Below are 17,654 nucleotides of genomic sequence, written 5' to 3'. Positions count from 1 at the left end.
CCGAGGCGGCCTATGCCCGGCGCATCGAGCACGTGCAGGTGGCTGCCGTCGCCTTCGCCGAACATGGCCCGCTCGACATGTGTGGGCTTGAGCTTGCGGCGGGTAAAGAGAATCTCACCGTCCGGGCCGAAGATGAACTGTGCCATGTACAGCGAGCCGAAGTCCTTCTCGCTGGCACCCATCACCACGGTGATTTCGTTGTCTCCGGCAGCCTGTGCCAGACGGTTGAATCTGGCATCGCCGACCACGATCGAGTTGGCGTGATACCGGGGAACGAACCGCATGCCGATCGCCTGGGCGTCGAGCCACAGGAAGTGCGGATAACCCGGAATCCACAGCTCAGGGAAGGCGACCAGCCTCGCGCCCTCGGAGGCGGCTTCCTCGATCAGGGACACCGCCTTCTCGATTCCCGCATCGACATCAAGCCAGCACGGCTCGGCTTGGACGGTTGCTACCTTGAATGGTCCATCGACGCTCACCGTCAGCACCCCCTGAATTGCTTGCGGGCGCCAGAACTCGGCACCGTTGCACATCGGTGCTTGGCAACGTAGGGAGCGCGTGCGATCAGCCCTTCCCTGTGAGCGTGCAGTTCTTTGTCTGTCAGCGCACACATGACCCACTGCGCGCGGCCGAATCGTCGCTGCGCTTAGTCTCTGTTGTGTCAGCGCGCCAACTAGTGGCGGGGTGCGACATGAGCATCGCAGCGACAACTGACTCGGTATCGGCCAAGGAACGGTTCGACTTCTGGCACGAGGTGATTTGCACGGCGTTCGTTCGTCTCGAGGCCGAAACACTTCCGTCAGAGCAGCCCTTTAGAGCCGAGATCACGAGTTCAGATCTCGGCCCACTGACCCTCAGCCGAGTACGCGCCCAGCCTCACGCAGTGCAACGCTCCGCCAGGTTCATCAACGAAGAGCCCCGAGACGAGGTGCTGGTCTCGGTGCAGCTCCGAGGCAATGCCGTCATTCAGCAGGACGACCGCCAAGCGGTGCTCGAACCCGGGGACTTCGCAATGTACGACGCCACCCGGCCCTACGACCTCGTCATGCGCGAGCAGTTCGAAATGCTCGTGTTCCAATTCGACCGTCGATTCCTGATGGAGCGCTGCCCCTCACCCGAGCGGTTGACAGCGGTGAGGATGTCCAACGACACCACGGTCAGTGCCCCCGTCTCGGCCTTCCTGCGCTCGCTGGCGCCGTATGCGCTAGAGGACGAGAACTCGGTGTCGCGTCAGCTGGCTACGAGCGCACTTGACCTTCTCGGCGTGGCACTCGCCGACCGCTTCGGGGCAGACGGAAGCCCCAACGCCGGGCGCACCAAGCATTTCCTGAGAGCGTGCACCTACATGAATGCATACGCATCGGACCCCGACCTTTCTCCGGCCCGTATCGCATCGTCGATCGGTGTGTCGTCCCGCTACTTGCACGCCATATTCAAGGATCACGGCATGACGGTGAATGAGTACCTGATGAAGCGCCGCCTAGCTCGATGCATGGACGATCTGCTCAATCCCACCGCCGTGAATCGCACGATCACCGACGTTGCACACAACAACGGCTTCAAGACATCCGCCCACTTCTCGCGTCGCTTCACCGAGGCCTACGGTTGCTCCCCCAGTCAGGTGCGACCAGCGGTTGGTTCCCGCAGCTAGCACCTGGGCCGGGGTGGACTGGTGGCAGCGGACGCCCAGGCGAGACGGCACGTCGGCCTCTTGCCGCAGACAGCCGACTTCGCTGTGAACCTTGAAGCCAGCCGCCGACACCTCGCCCGTTTCGCGGCAGCACCCACGCTGCACCTGATCGGCGGTGTGCCAACCGCCAGCGCATCGGGTGAGACCTTTTCCGACCAATCGCCCATCGACGGCACGCACCTAGGAGAAGTGGCCGCCGGCGATGCAGCCGACGTCGCCGCGGCGGCATCAGCGGCCCAAGACGCCTTCGAGGAGTGGTCAGCCAAGTCGGGCGAGCAGCGCAAGCGAATCCTGCACACTGTGGCCGACGTCATCATGGCCCGCGCTGACGAGATCGCCATCGTGGAGTCGGCGGACACCGGCCAGACCATTCGGTTCATGTCGTCAGCCGCAGTTCGGGGAGCGGAGAACTTCCGATTCTTCGCAGACCGGGCCCCCGCCGCATCAGACGGACTCGCCCTGCCGTCCGAGCACCATCTCAACTACACCAGCCGCCGAGCGATCGGCCCGGTCGGAGTGATCACCCCGTGGAACACCCCCTTCATGCTTTCGACGTGGAAAATCGCCCCTGCGCTGGCCGCGGGCTGCACAGTTGTCCACAAGCCCGCCGAGTGGAGTCCCCTGACAGCCAACCTGCTGGCCGAGGCAGCCGCTGATGCCGGGCTGCCAGCGGGGGTGCTCAACGTCGTCCACGGCTTCGGGGATACCGCGGGTCGGGCATTGACCGAGCACCCTGATATCAAAGCCATCGCATTCGTCGGCGAGTCGGCAACCGGATCGGCTATCCAGGCTCAAGGAGCGCCCACGCTCAAGCGAGTTCATTTTGAGCTCGGGGGGAAGAACCCGGTGATCGTGTTCGATGACGCCGATATGGAGCGGGCACTCGACGCGGTGGTGTTCATGATCTACAGCCTCAACGGCGAGCGCTGCACCAGCTCCAGCCGCCTGCTGGTGCAGGAGTCCATTCACGATGAATTCTGCGCACGAGTTGCTGAGAGAACGCGAGCCGTGCCTGTGGGCCACCCGCTGGATCCGGACGCGGTGATCGGGCCGCTGATCCACCCGCGCCACTGTGAGAAGGTCCGCTCATACATGGACATAGCGAGGGCTGAGGGTGCCATCGTTGTCGAAGGAACGCCGTGGGCTGACGCGCCTCGGGATGGCAACTGGACGGTCCCAACGTTGATCACCGGCGCTTCTCCCCGCATGCGAATCGCCCAAGAGGAGATATTCGGCCCTGTGCTCACCGCGCTGCCGTTCAGCGACGAAGCAGACGCCATCAAGATCGCCAACGACACCGACTACGGCCTCGCGGCCTACATCTGGACGAGCGAGATCGGTCGCGCCCATCGAGTCGCCCAAGCCTTGGACGCAGGGATGATCTGGGTCAACAGTCAGAACGTCCGCCATCTCCCAACCCCGTTCGGGGGCACCAAGGCATCGGGAATCGGCCGCGACGGCGGTGACTGGAGCTTCGACTTCTACATGGAAACCAAGAACACCAGTATCGCCCTCGATACGCACCACATCGCCAGGCTCGGTGTTTGAACGCGATGAGCCTGTACTACGTGCAGAAGTTCCTGTACCAGCTCAACCGAGACACCGCCGTACAGGACGAATACCGCAGCAACCCTCAGAGCGCGCTGACCGGATATGAGCTGACCGGCCAGGAGATCGAGGCTCTGACCACCCCCGACATCGGCCTGCTCTACGTCTTGGGAGTAAACGGCCAGATCTTGATGCACTTCGCGGCGTTCCACCGCATCAGTTGGGCTGACTACCTCCAGCTGATGCGGGATGGCATCGCCGAACACGGTCCGGTGCGAGCCGGCGTCTACGCGATGACAGGTTACGAAGGAGTAGACAGCCACGCAGCCGGCCTGGGCCAACAGAGCCGTGCCGTTCATGGCATCGGAAGTCCCGGTGAAGCAGGGATTCGGCCATGACTTTGGTCTATGCGGGTTGCGCCAGCCACGCACCGGGAATAACCGGCCGAGCAGATCAGGCCGACCCCGAAGTACGCGACGAGTTCTACGCGGCCTACGACGACATGCGACAGGCCATCGAAGCCAGCGGCGCAGAGGCGATGATCGTCCTAGCAGCTGAGCACTTCGCGAACTTCTTCATGGACAACATGCCCAGCTTTGCCATTGGAATGGCCGATTTCTACGACGGCCCCATCGAGGATCCGGCGTGGTTGGGCATCGACCGGTTCCGAGCTCCTGGCGACCGCGACCTATCGCAGCGGCTCATCACACGCGTCATGCAAACCGTCGACGTGGCCTACGCCGAGGAATGGAAGCTCGACCACGGAATCGCCGTGCCCTTGCACTTCCTGACCCCTCGTTTCGACCTGACCATAATCCCGGCCAATATCAACTGCCAGGGACCGCCTCTCGCGCCGCTGCACCGAGCTTGGGCTTTCGGGCAGGCACTACGACGGGCTGCCGACTCAGTGCCGGAGAACATCGCCTTGGTGGGCACCGGCGGCATCTCCCACTGGCCGGCCACACCTGATTCCGGCAAAATCAACGAGGCTTGGGATTGCGAATTCCTAGACCGGTGGCAGCGAAACGACCGCGAGTCGCTGCTTGGCTATGACGACATGTCGGTATACGCGGAAGCCGGCCAAGGCGGCTTCGAGATCCGCACCTTTGTCGCCATCAGCGGTGCAGCCAGCGGCGCTACCGGCACAGTTCACTTCTATGCCCCGATTCCGATCTTCGCGGTCGGCTGCACCGTGGCCTCCTATGACCTCGGCCAAGGTGCTGTGCCCAGCTCTGTCTGAGAGTCAGCTCATTTCGCGACGAGAGAAGTTCAGACGCGGTCGCGACCAGATGACACTGACAACCACATCCGGCCACACCGCCAGCTGCTCTGTCGCGTCCAAGCGGCAACTCGGCTGAACCCAAGTAGGCCGCGAACGCGAAGAATCCACGAAAACGCACGCCCGAAGCGCCAAATTCGGCCCCCAACACCCCAATCTCACCTAGGTGGCGAACAGACTGGGGTTTGGGTGGCCAGTGACGTGGTGGCGGGGGCAGGATTTGAACCTGCGACCTTCGGGTTATGAGCCCGACGAGCTTCCAGACTGCTCCACCCCGCGGCGAGACCGATCACACTACCAGCGGCTTCTCAAGACCGGCAAGGCCGGTCGCCTTGAGGCTTAGCCGGTGGCGGCTTGTTGGAGGATTCGGGCGGCTCTGGCTATGAGGCGCTCGGCCTCGTCGACTGCCTCTTGGTAGGCGGCCAAGTCGCCCTCGCGCAGCGCAGCATCGGCACGCTCGAATGCCCGGGCGGCCCGCTCGAGCAGATCGCTCACTGAGCCGGCGTCGGGCGTCGTTGCCGGCTCATCGTCGGGCGCGGCGGCTGCCGGCTCATCTTCGGTGTCGTCGGGCGCATCGGACGCTTGCTCGGGTTGGCGCACCGTCCCGTTGCCGATGTCGATGCTGGCGCCGATGGCCTTCTCGAGCGCCCCCTCGAACGTCTCGGAGATCACCACATTCGAGCCGATGCCGGCAATCACCAGCTGCAGCTCGGGCACCGCCGTCGGCCCGGTGGCCGCAATGAACAGCGGCCGCACATACGTAGCGGTCGGGGTCGTTGTGGACCACCATGAAGCCTTCGAGGTTCTTGCGGGAATCGTCCTCGGAGAACGGCACGAACGGCCGGAAGATCACGAACGATGCAGCATCGTCGCCCGGCAATCGGAACAGCAGGTACTGCGGCGAGATGCGGGCTTCGACCGTGGCGATCACCTGCCCGGTGGTCTCGTCGCGCACCGTCTCCACCGTGGTCTGGCCGATGGAATCGCCCGGGTCCTGCGCCACCGCCCACGCACCGGCAGCGTCGTAGAACTCCGACGGGTCGCTCAGGCGGTAGCGGCCCCACGCATCGGTCTGCACCCGGAACAGGTCCTCGGGATAGCGGAAGTGCTCCTGCAGCTCGGCCGGAGGCTCTTCCTCAGAGAACAGAGCCGGGAACTGCTTGATGTAGGACTGCACGATCGGGTCGCTGCGGTCCACCACATAGAACGTGACCGTGCCGTCGTGCGCATCCACCACGGCCTTCACCGAGTTCCGCACGTAGTTGAACGGGTCGCGCAGGTCGCTGCCCAGCGTGGCCGCCCGGGTATTGGTGCGCTGCGCGTACGGGAACTGCGTGGTGGTGGTGTAGGCGTCGAGCACCCACTTCACCTTCCCGTCGAGCACGACCGGGTAGGGGTCGTTGTCGTAGGACAGGAACGGCGCCAGCAGCTCAACCCGCTGGGTGATGTCGCGGTTGTACAGGATCCGGCTCTCGCCCTGGATCTCGCCCGACACCAGCAGGTTCGGCTCGGCGAAGCGCACCGCGAAGGCTAGGCGCCGGAAGAAGCCGCCGATGCCGACCCCGTCGGCGCCGTCGTAGCGGGTGGTCTCGGTGCGGTCGTCGTCGTCCTGGAAGTCGACCTCGGCCCGCTGGGCGCCCACGATGGCGTAGCCCTGCAAGTCCTCGCCCACGTACAGACCCGGCTCGTCGAGCTCGAGCGCCTCGGCACCCGGAGCGATCACGTTCGGAATGTCGCCCAGCGCATAGGCCGGGCGGCCGTTGGCGTCGACCCCGTTGGCGGGTGCGGCCGCCACGCCGTAGCCGTGGGTGTAGGCAACGTGCTGGGTCTCCCAGGTGTCGGTGGGCAGCTCGGCGGGGCGCAGCTCACGGGCCGACAGCACGATCTGGGTGACCTGGCCGTCGATCTCGTAGCGGTCGACGTCGATGTCGCGGAAGTCGTAGAAGCTCTTGATGCCTTGGGTCTGCTGGAACGTGTCCTGCATGACGGCGGGGTCAAGCAGCCGTACGTTGCGCACCGTGTCGAAGTTGTTCTCGATGTCGGCAGCGGTGAGCTCGGGTTCGTAGTCGAACTCGCTGGTGGTGACATCGTCGAGATCGAGCGCTATGCGGGTCATCTCGATGTTGCGCTCGATGTAAGGCGCCTCGCGGGTGGACTCCGAGGGCTCCACCTGGAAGCGCTGCACGATAGCGGGATACGCCGCACCCGCCAGACCGGCGATCACCACCCACAGCGCCACGGCGATCACCGGGTAGGTGAAGCCGCGCCGCCAGATGTTCACCACCAGCAGCACGAAGCTGAACAGGCTGATCACCATCAGCAGCCGCAGCACCGGCAGCTGCGCGTTCACGTCGGTGTAGGTGGCGCCGTCGACGAAGCCCCGGGTGGACAGCGTCAGCTCGAACTGGTCGAAGTAGTAGCCCACCGCCTTGATGAGCGCCAGCAGGCCCAGCAGCAGCGACAGGTGCGCCTTCACCTGCGGCTGCACCCGGCTGCCGGCGGGGGCCTGCACCCGGATGGCGCCGTTCAGGTAGTGCCAGATGGTGGTGAAGATGAATGTCACCAGCACGGCGGCGAACGCCCAGCCGACCAGGAAGTTGAAGAACGGCAGGCGGAAGACATAGAAGCCGATGTCGCGGCCGAACTGGGGGTCGGTGAGGCCGAAATCGGTGGCATTGATGAAGAACAACCACGCTTCCCACTGGCCCGACACGCCGGTGCCGACCATGAAGGCGAGGATCAGCGAGACGCCGATGCGGATGAGGGCGCGGCGACGGCGGGAAATCTGGTGCCAGCGCGCGGCGATGTCCTCGGCCGGTCCTGCGGGTGTGGCGCGTGCGGCGAGACGCTCGGCGATGAACAGGTTCACCCACAGCAGAACGAAGAAGATCGCCGTGAACAGCAGGCCGAGGCCGATCTTGGCCCACAGCACCTTCCACCACACCGAGGCGTAGCCGAGGCTGTCGAACCACAGGTAGTCGGTCCAGAAGCCGGCGAGGCCACGGATGGAGAACAGCAGGACGAGGCCGACCGCGACGATGATGCCGATGATCAGGCGGAACCGGGTGAGGCCGCGCGGGCGGCGTGGCATCCGGCGGGGGCCGCCGGGACCCTGAGGGCCTTGGGGGCCGCCGGGGCCTTGGGGACCCTGAGGGCCGCCTGGCGGCCCAGACGACGGGGGTGGCATGTCCTCGGGCGGGCGCATACGGTGCTGAGGCTACTGGGGAGCGCAGCCGCCGCAGCCGGCGTACCGCGCCGTCGGCGCGCGGGGCGCGTAGGTTCGGCGCCGTGCGGCTGGCGGTACTGGTGTCGGGAACCGGATCCATCCTCGAAGCGATGCTCGGTGTGGGGCTGCCGGTGGACTTGGTGGGGGCCGATCGGCCCTGCCGGGGGCTGGGAATTGCCGCCGATGCCGGAATCGAAACAGCGCTGGTGGCACGTTCGGACTGGGCGGCCGCGGGCGGTGACCCGGGACGGCGGCGCTTCGACCGGGAGGGCTACAGCTGCGAGTTGGCCGCAGTATTGGCCGAGCGAGGCGTGGACGTGGTGGCGATGGCCGGCTTCGGCACGGTGCTGGACGGGTCGTTGTTCGCATGGGACGACGGGCGCTACCGGGGGCGGGTGCTGAACACCCATCCTTCGCTGCTGCCGGCGTTCCCGGGCTGGCACGCCGTGCGCGACGCGCTGGACGCCGGGGCCGCCGAGTCGGGCTGCACCGTGCATGTGGCGATTCCCGAGGTGGACGCCGGCCCGGTGCTGGCCCAGCAAGCGGTGCCGGTGCTGGCAGGCGACGACGAAGCCAGCCTGCACGAGCGCATCAAGGCGGTGGAACGGGAGCTCTACCCGGCCACGATTGCGGCGTTCCTGGAGCGCTGCGCCGGCGAGGACGCGACGGGCCTGCGGGAAGTCGAACTCGAATGCAGGCAGGAAGGACAGACCCGATGAGGGCGTTGATCTCGGTGTGGGACAAGACGGGCGTGGTCGACTTCGCGACCCGGCTGTCGGGCCTCGGGTGGGAGATCGTCTCGAGCGGCGGGACGGCCGCGGCGCTGGCCGAGGCCGCGGTGCCGGTGCTGGCGGTGGAGGACGTCACCGGCAGTCCCGAGATGCTGGACGGTCGGGTGAAGACGCTGCACCCGCGCATCCACGGCGGGATCTTGGCTGACCGGTCGAAGCCGGCGCACCTGGCGTCGCTGGCCGAGCACGGCATTGCGGCCATCGACCTGGTGGTGTGCAACCTGTACCCGTTCCGGTCCGACCCGGGGCCCGAGCTGATCGACATCGGCGGGCCGGCGATGGTGCGGGCTGCTGCGAAGAATCACGGCGACGACGGCGGCGGCGTGGGCGTGGTGGTGGACCCGGCCGACTACGAGGCGGTGCTGGAGGAACTGGCCGAATCGGGCGCGACGGGGGAGTCGGGTGCTGGTGGGCTGAGCGCGGCCACGCGGCGGCGGCTGGCGCGGGCCGCCTTCGCCCATACGGCTGCCTATGACGCAGCGATCGTGAACTGGCTGGACAAGCCGGCCGCAGGCGACGCCGCGGGTGTGGCGGGGGCCGGCGAATCGCCCGAGCCCGCTCCCTTGCCGCCGACCGTGCACCTGGCGCTGGAACGGGTGGACGAATGCCGTTATGGCGAGAACCCGCACCATCTCGGCGCCCGCTACCGGCCGGTCGGCGAGCCGACCTGGTGGGACCACGCCTACCAGCACAGCGGGCTGGCGCTCAGCTACCTGAACTACTTCGACGCTGATGCGGCGTGGCGGATCGTGCACGATCTCGGCGAGGCCGAGGGTTCCTCGGCGGTGGTGATCGTGAAGCACGCCAATCCGTGCGGCGCCGCGGCTGGCGACGATCTTGCCGACGTGTACCAGCGGGCCTACGACTGCGACGCCCGCTCGGCTTTCGGCGGGATCGTGGCGTTCAACAAGATCGTCGACCTCGATACGGTCGAGCGCATCGAGGCAGCGGCCCAGGCCGATTTGATCATCGCGCCCGGCTATGAGGACGGCGTGGTGGAGCGCCTCCAGGCGAAACGGCGCAATACCCGGGTGCTGGAGGGGCCACGGCCCGACGAGGCTGGCGTGTCGCTGCGGCAGATCAACGGCGGTTGGCTGGTGCAGTCGCCCCACACGTTCGCTTCGGCGCCCGAGGACTGGCAGGTGGTCACGCAGCGCAAGCCCACCGCGAGCGAGCTGGCCGATGCCCGCTTCGCCTGGCGCGTTTGCGGGCATGTGATGTCGAATGCGATCGTGCTGGCGCGCGACCGCACGGCGTGGGGCATCGGCGCCGGCCAGCAGAACCGGGTGGAGTCGGGCCAGCTCGCTGCTGCGAAGGCCGACGGGCGGGCTGCGGGCGGGGCCTGCGCCAGCGACGCGTTCTACCCCTTCGGTGACGGCGTCGAGGCCGCCGCTGAGGCCGGTGTGGCCGTGGTTGTGCAGCCGGGCGGTGCCCTGCGAGACGACGACGTGATCGCCCGGGCCAACGAGCTCGGCCTGGCCATGCTGTTCACCGGCGAGCGGCAGTTTCGCCACTAGTGGCGAGACCATCAGGCACAGTCGCCACTAGTGGCGAAACCATCGAACACAGCAGGCACTAGTGGCAAGAACATCGAAAGCAATCACAGCGGCGCTGGTTGTCGCGAGTCTTGTGGGACTGTCGCCCGCGAGCGCCGGTGCGCAAGCGAGCGGATCGGCAACGCTGCCGCCGCCCGAGGTGCTGGGTGACTGCACCGGTGCGGTACCGGTGATCGTGGTATCCGATGCCGACGCACAGTCCGACATCTACGCGGCGGTCTTGCTCGCCGGTGTGCTGGACGCCAAGAGCTGCATCGTGCTGGCCGGGGGCCGCGATGACCCGTTCCCGCAGGACCAGCAGGAGAGGCTCGCCACAGCATCGGCCGGCGGCTATGTCGTCGGCGGGCCCGCAGCCGTGCCGAACGCGAAGCTGTTGGGCCGCAAGACGACCCGCGTCTACGGCGCGGATCGCTGGGAGACCGCAACCGCCGTGGGCAACATTGCGTCGGCGCTCGCAGCGGGCGAGGACCCCAGCGGGTCCGACGACACAGATGCGGGTACCGGCGACAGCACGCCTGCCTGGCAGCAGCGGCTGGCAACCGAGTTCTCGGCAGCGCTGCGATCCAGCGAAGCGACTGACGACATGTGCATGTCGCTGCATCGCAACGGCGAGCCGATCTTCGAGCACAAGCCCCACACACCGCTGCTGCCGGCATCGCTCGCCAAGCTTGCGACGGTCGCGGTGGCGCTGAGCGAACTGGGTGCCGACGCCACCTTCACCACCCGGGTGGTTGCCGACGCCGACGCGCTCGATGCGGTCAGCGACGGCGTGCTGCGCGGCGACCTGTACCTGATCGGCGGCGGCGACCCGGTGCTGGCCACGCCCGGCTACATCAACCGCATCGCCGACGCGCGCCCCTACACCGACGTGACCCAGCTCGCAGACAGCGTCATGGCGGCACTCGACGCTCACGGCATCGACACCATCGAGGGCGCCATCGTCGGCGACGGATCGTGGTTCGCCGACGGCGAGCAGACCTACACCTCGCACTCCCTGCCGGGCGCGACGCCGGAGACCCCGGCGATCTGGAAGCAGTCGTACCTGTCGGGAAACTTCGTGGGCGTCTTGTCGGGGCTGATCATCAACGACGGCTACTCGCCCTACGCCATCGACCGGCGGAGCCACACTCGCAGCGCCGACTCGACCCAAGCAGCAGCGTCAAACTTCGACGACTTGCTCGAAGCGCGCGGCATGGTGATCCGTCACCGGCCGCGTTCGGGCAGCGCCCCCGCGGCGGGCGACTCGACCGATCTGGGCAGCATCACCTCGCCATCGGTCGCCGAGATGTTGGTGCGGATCCTGCGCTACTCGGAGAACACGCCAGCGGAGATGCTGTTCAAGCAGATCGGCCGGCACCGCGGCGACTCGTCGCGGGCGGGCTCCGCGAAAGCGGCGAGCACCGCGCTCGGCAAGCTGCTGGGAACAACGGCCGACGAAATCGTCCTGGTGGACGGCTCGGGGCTGTCGGTTCACAACCGCATGAGCTGCGAGGCCGCTGTACGGCTGCTGCTGTTGGCGGGCAGTGATTCCCGCTTCGCGACCTCGCTGTCGATCGCAGGTCGAACCCCGACGCTGCAGAGCTGCGGGCCGCGGTCTCCCGGAAACGGACAAGGCCCGGCGAACACCGTCTTCGCCAAAGGCGGTCAGCTCAACGACAGCTCGGCCATCGCCGGGGTCAGCACTGCGCCCAACGGCGACGTGCTCACCTTCGCCATGATCGCCAACGAACCGCTGATCATCCGAATCGGAAGCTGCAACGCCCTGCGTCAGCTCACGCTCGACGCCATCGGCCGCTACACCTACGGCCCCTCGAGCTGAACCGCCGCCACGCCAGCAAAGCGCTGCGGGCTCAGCAACGACGCGAGTGCTGCAACGTCTTCGGGCGGGTTCTCACCTGAGATCAGCGCCGCCGCGAGCGTCGAGATCGCCGGTGCCGTTTGAATGCCGGTGCCGCCTTGGCCTGCACACCAGAAGAAGCCGGGAACCACGGGGTCGAACCCGACGACGGGCACACGATCTGGTGCGAATGTCCGCAGGCCGGCCCACTTCGAACGAATCGAGCGAATGTCCAACCGAGTTGCCTGGTTGACCGCCTCGATACCTCGGGCCACGTCGACCTCGCGTGGCCGCGCATCGCAGGGGCCGTCGAGGTGCTCATCGGCTGGTGAACCCAAGAGCTGGCCGGGTCCCTCGGGCTTGAAGTAGAAGCTCTCGTCTGCCGCTATGACCAACGGCCAGTCTTCGGCGTCGAAGCTGGTCGAGAACGTGAAGATCGTGCGGCGCAATGGACGCATCCCGACAGCCTGCGCACCTGCCACGGCGGCAAGCTCGTCGGCCCAAGCACCCGCGGCGTTCACCACGACACTGCAGCTCAGCCGTCCCTCCGATGTCTCCACACGCCAGTCGCTGCCCTGCTGCCGGAGTTCTCGCACGCCGCGTTCCCGCAGAATCGTCACGCCCTCGGCGCGTGCACCGCGCACGTAGGCCTGGTGAAGACCTGCGACATCGATGTCGAAGCCGCCGTACTCGATCACTCCCCCGGCCAGCCATTCCGGGTCGAGCGCAGCGCAGATTGCGACCGTGCGCTCCACGTCGAGCAGTTCGCATTCGGTCACGGTGACTTGGTTGGCTTCGATCCGCTCCTGGAGGTGACCGTCGAACCCGTCGGGCGCTACCCACAGCACATTGCGCGGGATCAGCACGGCACGGTCAGCCAGACCGTCAGCGTCCGAGTCGAGAAACGCGCGAGACGCTGCGCTCAGCCGCCGGTTGGCCGGTTCGCCGTAGGAAGCCAGGAACTGCGCGGCTGAGCGCCCCGTGCTGTGGGCGGTCAACGTGGCCTCGCGCTCAACAACCGCAACCCGCGCACCGTCTTGCCCCAGTGCGTACGCAGCAGAGATGCCGGCGATTCCCCCACCGACGACAACGACGTCGTACGCGTCGTTCATTGGCCAGCTCCCTCCCGCACCCGGAAAACCATGATGCTCGAAACGACGATGCGCGCCTCACTCGGCAAGTGAATTTCAGTATTTTTCACACAGCATTTGTCCCGTCGGGTGCAGGCAGTATGCATGAGGCATTCATGCTAGATTCATGCAATGGCGAATCTCCAGGTCCGGAACATGCCTGAGGAACTTCACGAGCGACTGCGGCGCTGCGCCCAGCAGCGCAACTGCTCGATGAGCGCGGTCGTGCTGCAGGCGCTTGAGCGCGAACTCGAGCGGTCCGAATGGCAGGAGCGCTGGGAGTCAAGCCCGACATTCGACCTCGGCATCAGCGCCGCAGAGGTACTCGCTGAGGTTCGGCGCGAACGTGACGAAGAACTCGCGCGTCGCTACGTCACATGAGTCGATTCGTCATAGATGCCTCCGCTGCTGTCGAGTACTTGCTCCGGTCACCCGTCGGGTTGACGCTCGGCGACATGCTCTCTGATGCGCACATCGATGCGCCGGAGCTTCTCGACGCAGAGGTCATGTCGACGCTTCGCAGACACGTCGGTGCCCAGCGTCTTGACTCAGATCAGGCCGAGAGGCTGCTCGACAATCTTGCCGCTTGGCCGATCAATCGCATCTCACATCGAGTCCTCACGCGCTCCGCATGGCAATACCGCCAGAACGTGAGCGCCTACGACGCCATGTATGTGGCCACGGCCGCGGCATTCAATGCGCCGCTGCTGACCGCAGATGCCAAGTTGACGCGGGCGCCGAATCTCGGGATCGCCATTCACCACGTCCAGCTGAGCTGAACCCGGGGTGTTGAGCAGAAGCGGAATAGCTCACGCCCCAGCGTTAGGCGTCGATGGGGGTGAGGGTGATATCGATCTGATACCCGAGGCCAGCGAAGTATCGGGTCAACGTACTGAGCTTGGCATCGAGCATGCCGCGGGCTTCGAGCTGGGAAACAGCGGATTTGGTGACGTCCATGGCCCGTGCCACGTCTGTCTGGCGGATTCCTGCGGCGATGCGGAGATCTCTGAGGCAGGAGTCCAAGGCGAGCAGGCCAGCGGTCCTGTCCTCGATCCGGGACCGTTCGGCGTGCGTGAGGTTGAATCCGTCGAGGACATCGTCGACCTCTTCGAAGTCATCCGAACTGCTGGTGTCGGTGATCTTCATGTGCAGCCTTGATCGCCTTGCGCCTTCGCCAAGCAGTTTATGCGCAGCTAAACCACTTGTGCACCATTGACGATGCAGCGCCTGGCCGGCGCTCGCACTTGAGGGGTCAGCCGAGGAGGCCTAAGCCTGCGACGGTGTCTCGCTCGTCGACCAGTTCAGCCCAGGAGGCCTCGATGCGAGCGCGGCTGAACTCGTCGAGCTCGAGGCCGGTGACCACGTGGTACTGGCCGCCGGCGACGGTGACCGGGTACGAGGTGATGATTCCCTCGGGGGCGCCGTAGTCGCCGGTGGACGGGATGCCCATCGACACCCAGTCGCCGCCGGGCGTGTCCGACGCCCAGTCGCGCATGTGATCCACCGCGGCCGATGCCGCCGACGCCGCCGACGAGGCGCCGCGGGCGTTGATGATGGCCGCGCCGCGCTGCTGCACGGTGGGGATGAAGTCGTCCTCCAGCCACGCTTGATCGTCCACCAGGGCTGCGGCGTTGTGGCCGCCCACCTCGGCATGGAAGATGTCGGGATACTGCGTAGCGGAGTGGTTGCCCCAGATGGTCATACGGGTCACGTCGTTCACCGACACGCCGGCCTGGGCAGCGAGCTGGGCGACGGCACGGTTGTGATCGAGGCGGGTCATGGCCGTGAATTGCCCGTCGGCGATGCCGGGCGCATTGCGCATGGCAATGAGGCAGTTGGTGTTGGCCGGGTTGCCCACCACCAGCACCCGCACCGACGGGTTGGCCGAATCGCTGAGCGCCTTGCCCTGGGTGGTGAAGATTCCGCCGTTGGCCTCGAGCAGATCGCTGCGCTCCATCCCGGCCTTGCGGGGCATCGAGCCCACCAGCAGCGCGTAGTCGGCACCCTCGAAGGCCTCGTTGGGATCCGAAGTGCCGGTGCGTGACGCCAGTAGCGGGAACGCGCAATCGTCGAGTTCCATCATCACGCCGTCGAGCGCGCCCATCGCCGGGGGGATCTCCAGCATCCGCAGCTCGACGGGCTGGTCGGGGCCAAGCATGGCCCCCGAGGCGATCCGGAATAGCAAGCTGTAGCCGATCTGGCCCGCTGCACCGGTCACCGCAACACGTACGGGATCGTTCACTGCGCTCTCCTGGTTCGACGCGCCGGGCACCCGCCCCGGCCGCGTGCGTTTCTAGCGCAGCCTTGCGGCAACTGCACCCGTGTCACCGCCGTCCAAATCGAGCCACACCGGCGCGCTGGGTTCGGTTGCGTCTCAGCCGGTCGCGGCAGCGGCAGCGTCGACCGTGTTGGCCAGCAGCATGGCGCGGGTCATCGGACCGACGCCGCCGAGGCGCGGGGTCACCCAGCCGGCCACCTCGCCGACCGACTCGTCCACGTCGGAGAGGATCTTGCGGCCCTCGCGGGTGATGCCGCCGCCTACCACCGCTGCACCCGGCTTCACCATGTCGGGCGTGACGAGACCGGGCACACCGGCCGCCGCGATGACGATGTCGGCCTCGCGGGTGTAGGCGCCGAGGTCGGCGACGCCCGTGTGCACGACCGTGACGGCAGCGTTCGCCACCGGCCGCTTCAGGGCCATCAGCAGCGCCATCGGGCGGCCGATGGTGAGCCCCCGGCCCACCACCACCACGTGTCGCCCCTCCACCGGCACGCCGTAGTGCTCGAGCATCACCTGGATGCCGCGCGGCGTGCACGGCAGCGGGCCGTCGACGCCCATCACCAGCCGGCCCAGGTTCACGGGGTGCAGGCCGTCGGCGTCCTTGTCGGGATCGATGGCCAGCAGCGCCGCTTCCTCGTCGAGCTGGCGCGGCAGCGGAAGCTGCACGATGTAGGCGTGCACGGCCGGGTCGTTGTTGAAGCGCTCGATCACGGCGTCCAGCTCGGCCTGGGTGATGTCGGCCGGGAATTCTTCGTGGATCGAGGCGATGCCCACTTCGCCGCAGTCGCGGATCTTGGCGCCCACGTAGCTGTGCGATGCCGGGTCGTCGCCGACGAGGATCGTGCCGAGCCCCGGCTGCAAGCCTTCCTGGGCGATCCGGATACGCAGGTCGTCCTTTATCTGTTCGGCCAGCGCCTGACCGTCCAATAGCACCGCAGTCACGGGCTGCCACCGTAGTAGCGCTGCGCCGGGACGCTCGCCCTCAGGCGTCCTCGGCCGGAGCGGGCCCGGCCGCAGCAGTCCTGCGCGAAGCGGGAATGCGGGCAGTGCGGCGCTGGTGCAGCTTGCGCAGGGTGGGCGAGGCCGCAGCGAGGGCGCGGTCGGCGGCGTTGAGCACTCGGCCCGCAGTGCCAGGGGTCTCGTTGTCGATGAGGTTGCCCATGACCTGCAAGGTGAGGCGGGCGATGGCGTCGGTGCCGACCGCCAGTCGCAGACCGGCTCGCAGGATGCGCGGGTGGCCGATGAGGAACGAGAACCGCCGGCCTGTCCGCAGGAAGGCGTCGAACTTCTCGGCCACGATCCGGTCGTAAGTGTCGGCAACCGCGGGCGGATCCTCGGCGAACAGGTCGGCAACCAGGATCCCAGTCTCGAGGCCGTAGTCGATGCCCTCGCCGTTCATCGGGTTGATCAGCCCTGCTGCGTCGCCGATGGCCACCCAGCCGGGGCCGTGCCGCTTGGTGGCGCTCATGGGCAGGCGCCACGCCCGGGGCCGCTCGAGGTACGGGCCGAGCTGCCAGCTCTCGGCCACCAGATCGCGGTAGCTGTCGCAGAGCCGGTTCAGGTTGAGATTGGCGAAGCCCTTCATGGTGTTGAGCGCGCCGACGCCGATGTTGACCGTGCCGTCGCCGGCGGGAAACAGCCAGCCGTAACCGGGCACCGCGGTGCCCTCGGCATCACGCAGCGTCAGGCAGGCCTCGAGGTACCCCTCGGCGTGGCGAGGCGTCTCGGCGTAGGTGCGGATGGCCAAGCCGAACGGCTCGTCGGGATCGCGCAGCGCGCCCAGCATCCGGGCGGCTTGGCCCTGGGCACCGGCCGCCAGCACCACCAAGTCGGCGGTCCAGCGTTCGCCCCCGGCGGTGACCCCCACCGCCCGGCCGTCTTCGATGATCGGCAGCGCCTCAGTGCCGAAGCACAGCTCGGCGCCGACGGCGGCCGCGCCGTCGCACAGCGCGCTGTCCAAGCGGCGGCGGGGCCACACCGCCCCGTAGGGGCCGAACTGCCCGTTGGCCGGCCAGTCCAGCTCGCGCACTTGCCGTCCGGCGATCATCCGCAGCCCCGCAATGCGGTGCGCCTCGTCCAGCGACACGCCCAGCTCGTCCAGTGCGGCCACCGCCCGCGGCGTCAGGCCGTCCCCGCAGACCTTGTCGCGACCGGCAGGAGCCTTCTCGAACGCCGTCACCTTGATGCCGGCGCCTGCAGCACGCATGGCCGCCGCCGCACCGGCGGGACCGGCCCCGATCACGATCATGTCCCGGTGCGGCACCGCTACAGCCTGCCGCCGCCAGCACCGGATCGCTCGCGCAGCGCGGCCTCGCC

General features: G+C 67.2%; 17 protein-coding genes and 1 tRNA gene. 9 read left to right on the top strand and 9 right to left on the bottom strand.

Going from position 1 to position 17,654, the window contains the following annotated elements:
- Window positions 1–479: nitrilase-related carbon-nitrogen hydrolase (locus VI480_RS08400; protein WP_323672380.1), on the bottom strand; the 479-nt coding region annotated here is incomplete at its 3' end.
- A 212-nt stretch (window positions 480–691) separates the two neighbouring features.
- Here VI480_RS08400 and VI480_RS08395 point away from each other — a divergent pair.
- The 4 genes from VI480_RS08395 to VI480_RS08380 are packed head-to-tail and all read left to right on the top strand — an operon-like array spanning window position 692 to window position 4,478.
- Window positions 692–1,651: a helix-turn-helix domain-containing protein gene (locus VI480_RS08395; protein ID WP_323672379.1), complete on the top strand. Its 960-nt coding sequence runs from the start codon at window positions 692–694 to the stop codon at window positions 1,649–1,651.
- A 21-nt stretch (window positions 1,652–1,672) separates the two neighbouring features.
- Window positions 1,673–3,238, top strand: a complete 1,566-nt coding sequence (gene hpaE / locus VI480_RS08390) for a 5-carboxymethyl-2-hydroxymuconate semialdehyde dehydrogenase (protein WP_323672378.1) — start codon at window positions 1,673–1,675, stop codon at window positions 3,236–3,238.
- A 5-nt stretch (window positions 3,239–3,243) separates the two neighbouring features.
- On the top strand, window positions 3,244–3,636 hold the full coding sequence (locus VI480_RS08385; RefSeq protein WP_323672377.1) for a hypothetical protein: 393 nt from the start codon (window positions 3,244–3,246) through the stop codon (window positions 3,634–3,636).
- Window positions 3,633–4,478 carry a hypothetical protein gene (locus VI480_RS08380; RefSeq protein ID WP_323672376.1) on the top strand — a complete coding sequence of 282 codons (846 nt, stop codon included), beginning with the start codon at window positions 3,633–3,635 and terminating at the stop codon, window positions 4,476–4,478. The genes VI480_RS08385 and VI480_RS08380 overlap by 4 nt, the downstream gene beginning before the upstream one ends.
- Window positions 4,479–4,719: 241 nt before the next feature.
- On the opposite strand, the gene VI480_RS08375 is transcribed toward VI480_RS08380, so the two are convergent.
- The 3 genes from VI480_RS08375 to VI480_RS08365 all read right to left on the bottom strand — a co-directional run bounded on the left by VI480_RS08375 (window position 4,720) and on the right by VI480_RS08365 (window position 7,722).
- Window positions 4,720–4,796, bottom strand: a tRNA-Met gene (locus VI480_RS08375).
- Between the two features lie 60 nt (window positions 4,797–4,856).
- Window positions 4,857–5,117, bottom strand: a complete 261-nt coding sequence (locus tag VI480_RS08370; protein WP_323672375.1) for a hypothetical protein — start codon at window positions 5,115–5,117, stop codon at window positions 4,857–4,859.
- On the bottom strand, window positions 5,068–7,722 hold the full coding sequence (locus VI480_RS08365; RefSeq protein ID WP_323672374.1) for a UPF0182 family protein: 2,655 nt from the start codon (window positions 7,720–7,722) through the stop codon (window positions 5,068–5,070). The genes VI480_RS08370 and VI480_RS08365 overlap by 50 nt, the downstream gene beginning before the upstream one ends.
- An 83-nt stretch (window positions 7,723–7,805) precedes the next feature.
- Here VI480_RS08365 and purN point away from each other — a divergent pair, with 83 nt between their 5' ends.
- From purN to VI480_RS08350, 3 genes are all read left to right on the top strand, one after another.
- A complete protein-coding gene (gene purN, locus VI480_RS08360) occupies window positions 7,806–8,462 on the top strand; it encodes a phosphoribosylglycinamide formyltransferase (RefSeq protein ID WP_323672373.1) in 657 nt (218 codons plus the stop codon).
- A complete protein-coding gene (purH, locus tag VI480_RS08355; RefSeq protein ID WP_323672372.1) occupies window positions 8,459–10,051 on the top strand; it encodes a bifunctional phosphoribosylaminoimidazolecarboxamide formyltransferase/IMP cyclohydrolase in 1,593 nt (530 codons plus the stop codon). Before purN ends, purH begins: the two co-directional genes overlap by 4 nt.
- Window positions 10,052–10,112: 61 nt before the next feature.
- Window positions 10,113–11,909, top strand: a complete 1,797-nt coding sequence (locus VI480_RS08350; protein WP_323672371.1) for a D-alanyl-D-alanine carboxypeptidase/D-alanyl-D-alanine-endopeptidase — start codon at window positions 10,113–10,115, stop codon at window positions 11,907–11,909.
- Here VI480_RS08350 and VI480_RS08345 read toward each other — a convergent pair.
- Window positions 11,891–13,039 carry an FAD-binding oxidoreductase gene (locus VI480_RS08345; RefSeq protein WP_323672370.1) on the bottom strand — a complete coding sequence of 383 codons (1,149 nt, stop codon included), beginning with the start codon at window positions 13,037–13,039 and terminating at the stop codon, window positions 11,891–11,893. The genes VI480_RS08350 and VI480_RS08345 overlap by 19 nt on opposite strands.
- Before the next feature lie 150 nt (window positions 13,040–13,189).
- Here VI480_RS08345 and VI480_RS08340 point away from each other — a divergent pair, with 150 nt between their 5' ends.
- The gene (locus VI480_RS08340; protein WP_323672369.1) at window positions 13,190–13,438 is read left to right on the top strand and encodes a FitA-like ribbon-helix-helix domain-containing protein; all 249 of its coding nucleotides are present in this window, start codon (window positions 13,190–13,192) and stop codon (window positions 13,436–13,438) included.
- Window positions 13,435–13,836: a type II toxin-antitoxin system VapC family toxin gene (locus VI480_RS08335; protein WP_323672368.1), complete on the top strand. Its 402-nt coding sequence runs from the start codon at window positions 13,435–13,437 to the stop codon at window positions 13,834–13,836. The genes VI480_RS08340 and VI480_RS08335 overlap by 4 nt, the downstream gene beginning before the upstream one ends.
- A gap of 43 nt (window positions 13,837–13,879) precedes the next feature.
- Here VI480_RS08335 and VI480_RS08330 read toward each other — a convergent pair whose 3' ends face one another.
- From VI480_RS08330 to VI480_RS08315, 4 genes are all read right to left on the bottom strand, one after another.
- Complete coding sequence (locus tag VI480_RS08330; protein WP_323672367.1) at window positions 13,880–14,203, bottom strand: helix-turn-helix transcriptional regulator; 324 nt, start codon at window positions 14,201–14,203, stop codon at window positions 13,880–13,882.
- A 106-nt stretch (window positions 14,204–14,309) separates the two neighbouring features.
- Entirely contained in the window at window positions 14,310–15,299 is a 990-nt protein-coding gene (locus VI480_RS08325) for a malate dehydrogenase (RefSeq protein ID WP_323672366.1), read from the bottom strand.
- 132 nt (window positions 15,300–15,431) lie between these two features.
- Window positions 15,432–16,280 (bottom strand): bifunctional 5,10-methylenetetrahydrofolate dehydrogenase/5,10-methenyltetrahydrofolate cyclohydrolase, encoded by an 849-nt coding sequence (locus VI480_RS08320; protein ID WP_323672365.1) that lies wholly within the window; start codon window positions 16,278–16,280, stop codon window positions 15,432–15,434.
- A gap of 40 nt (window positions 16,281–16,320) precedes the next feature.
- Complete coding sequence (locus tag VI480_RS08315) at window positions 16,321–17,601, bottom strand: geranylgeranyl reductase family protein (RefSeq protein WP_323672364.1); 1,281 nt, start codon at window positions 17,599–17,601, stop codon at window positions 16,321–16,323.
- Window positions 17,602–17,654: the final 53 nt, after the last annotated feature.

Source organism: Candidatus Poriferisodalis multihospitum (assembly GCF_028283155.1).
In the GTDB taxonomy this organism is placed as follows: domain Bacteria; phylum Actinomycetota; class Acidimicrobiia; order Acidimicrobiales; family Poriferisodalaceae; genus Poriferisodalis; species Poriferisodalis multihospitum.
The sequence above is the reverse complement of the archived record's forward strand: the minus strand, read 5'-3'. Positions and strand labels throughout refer to the sequence as shown.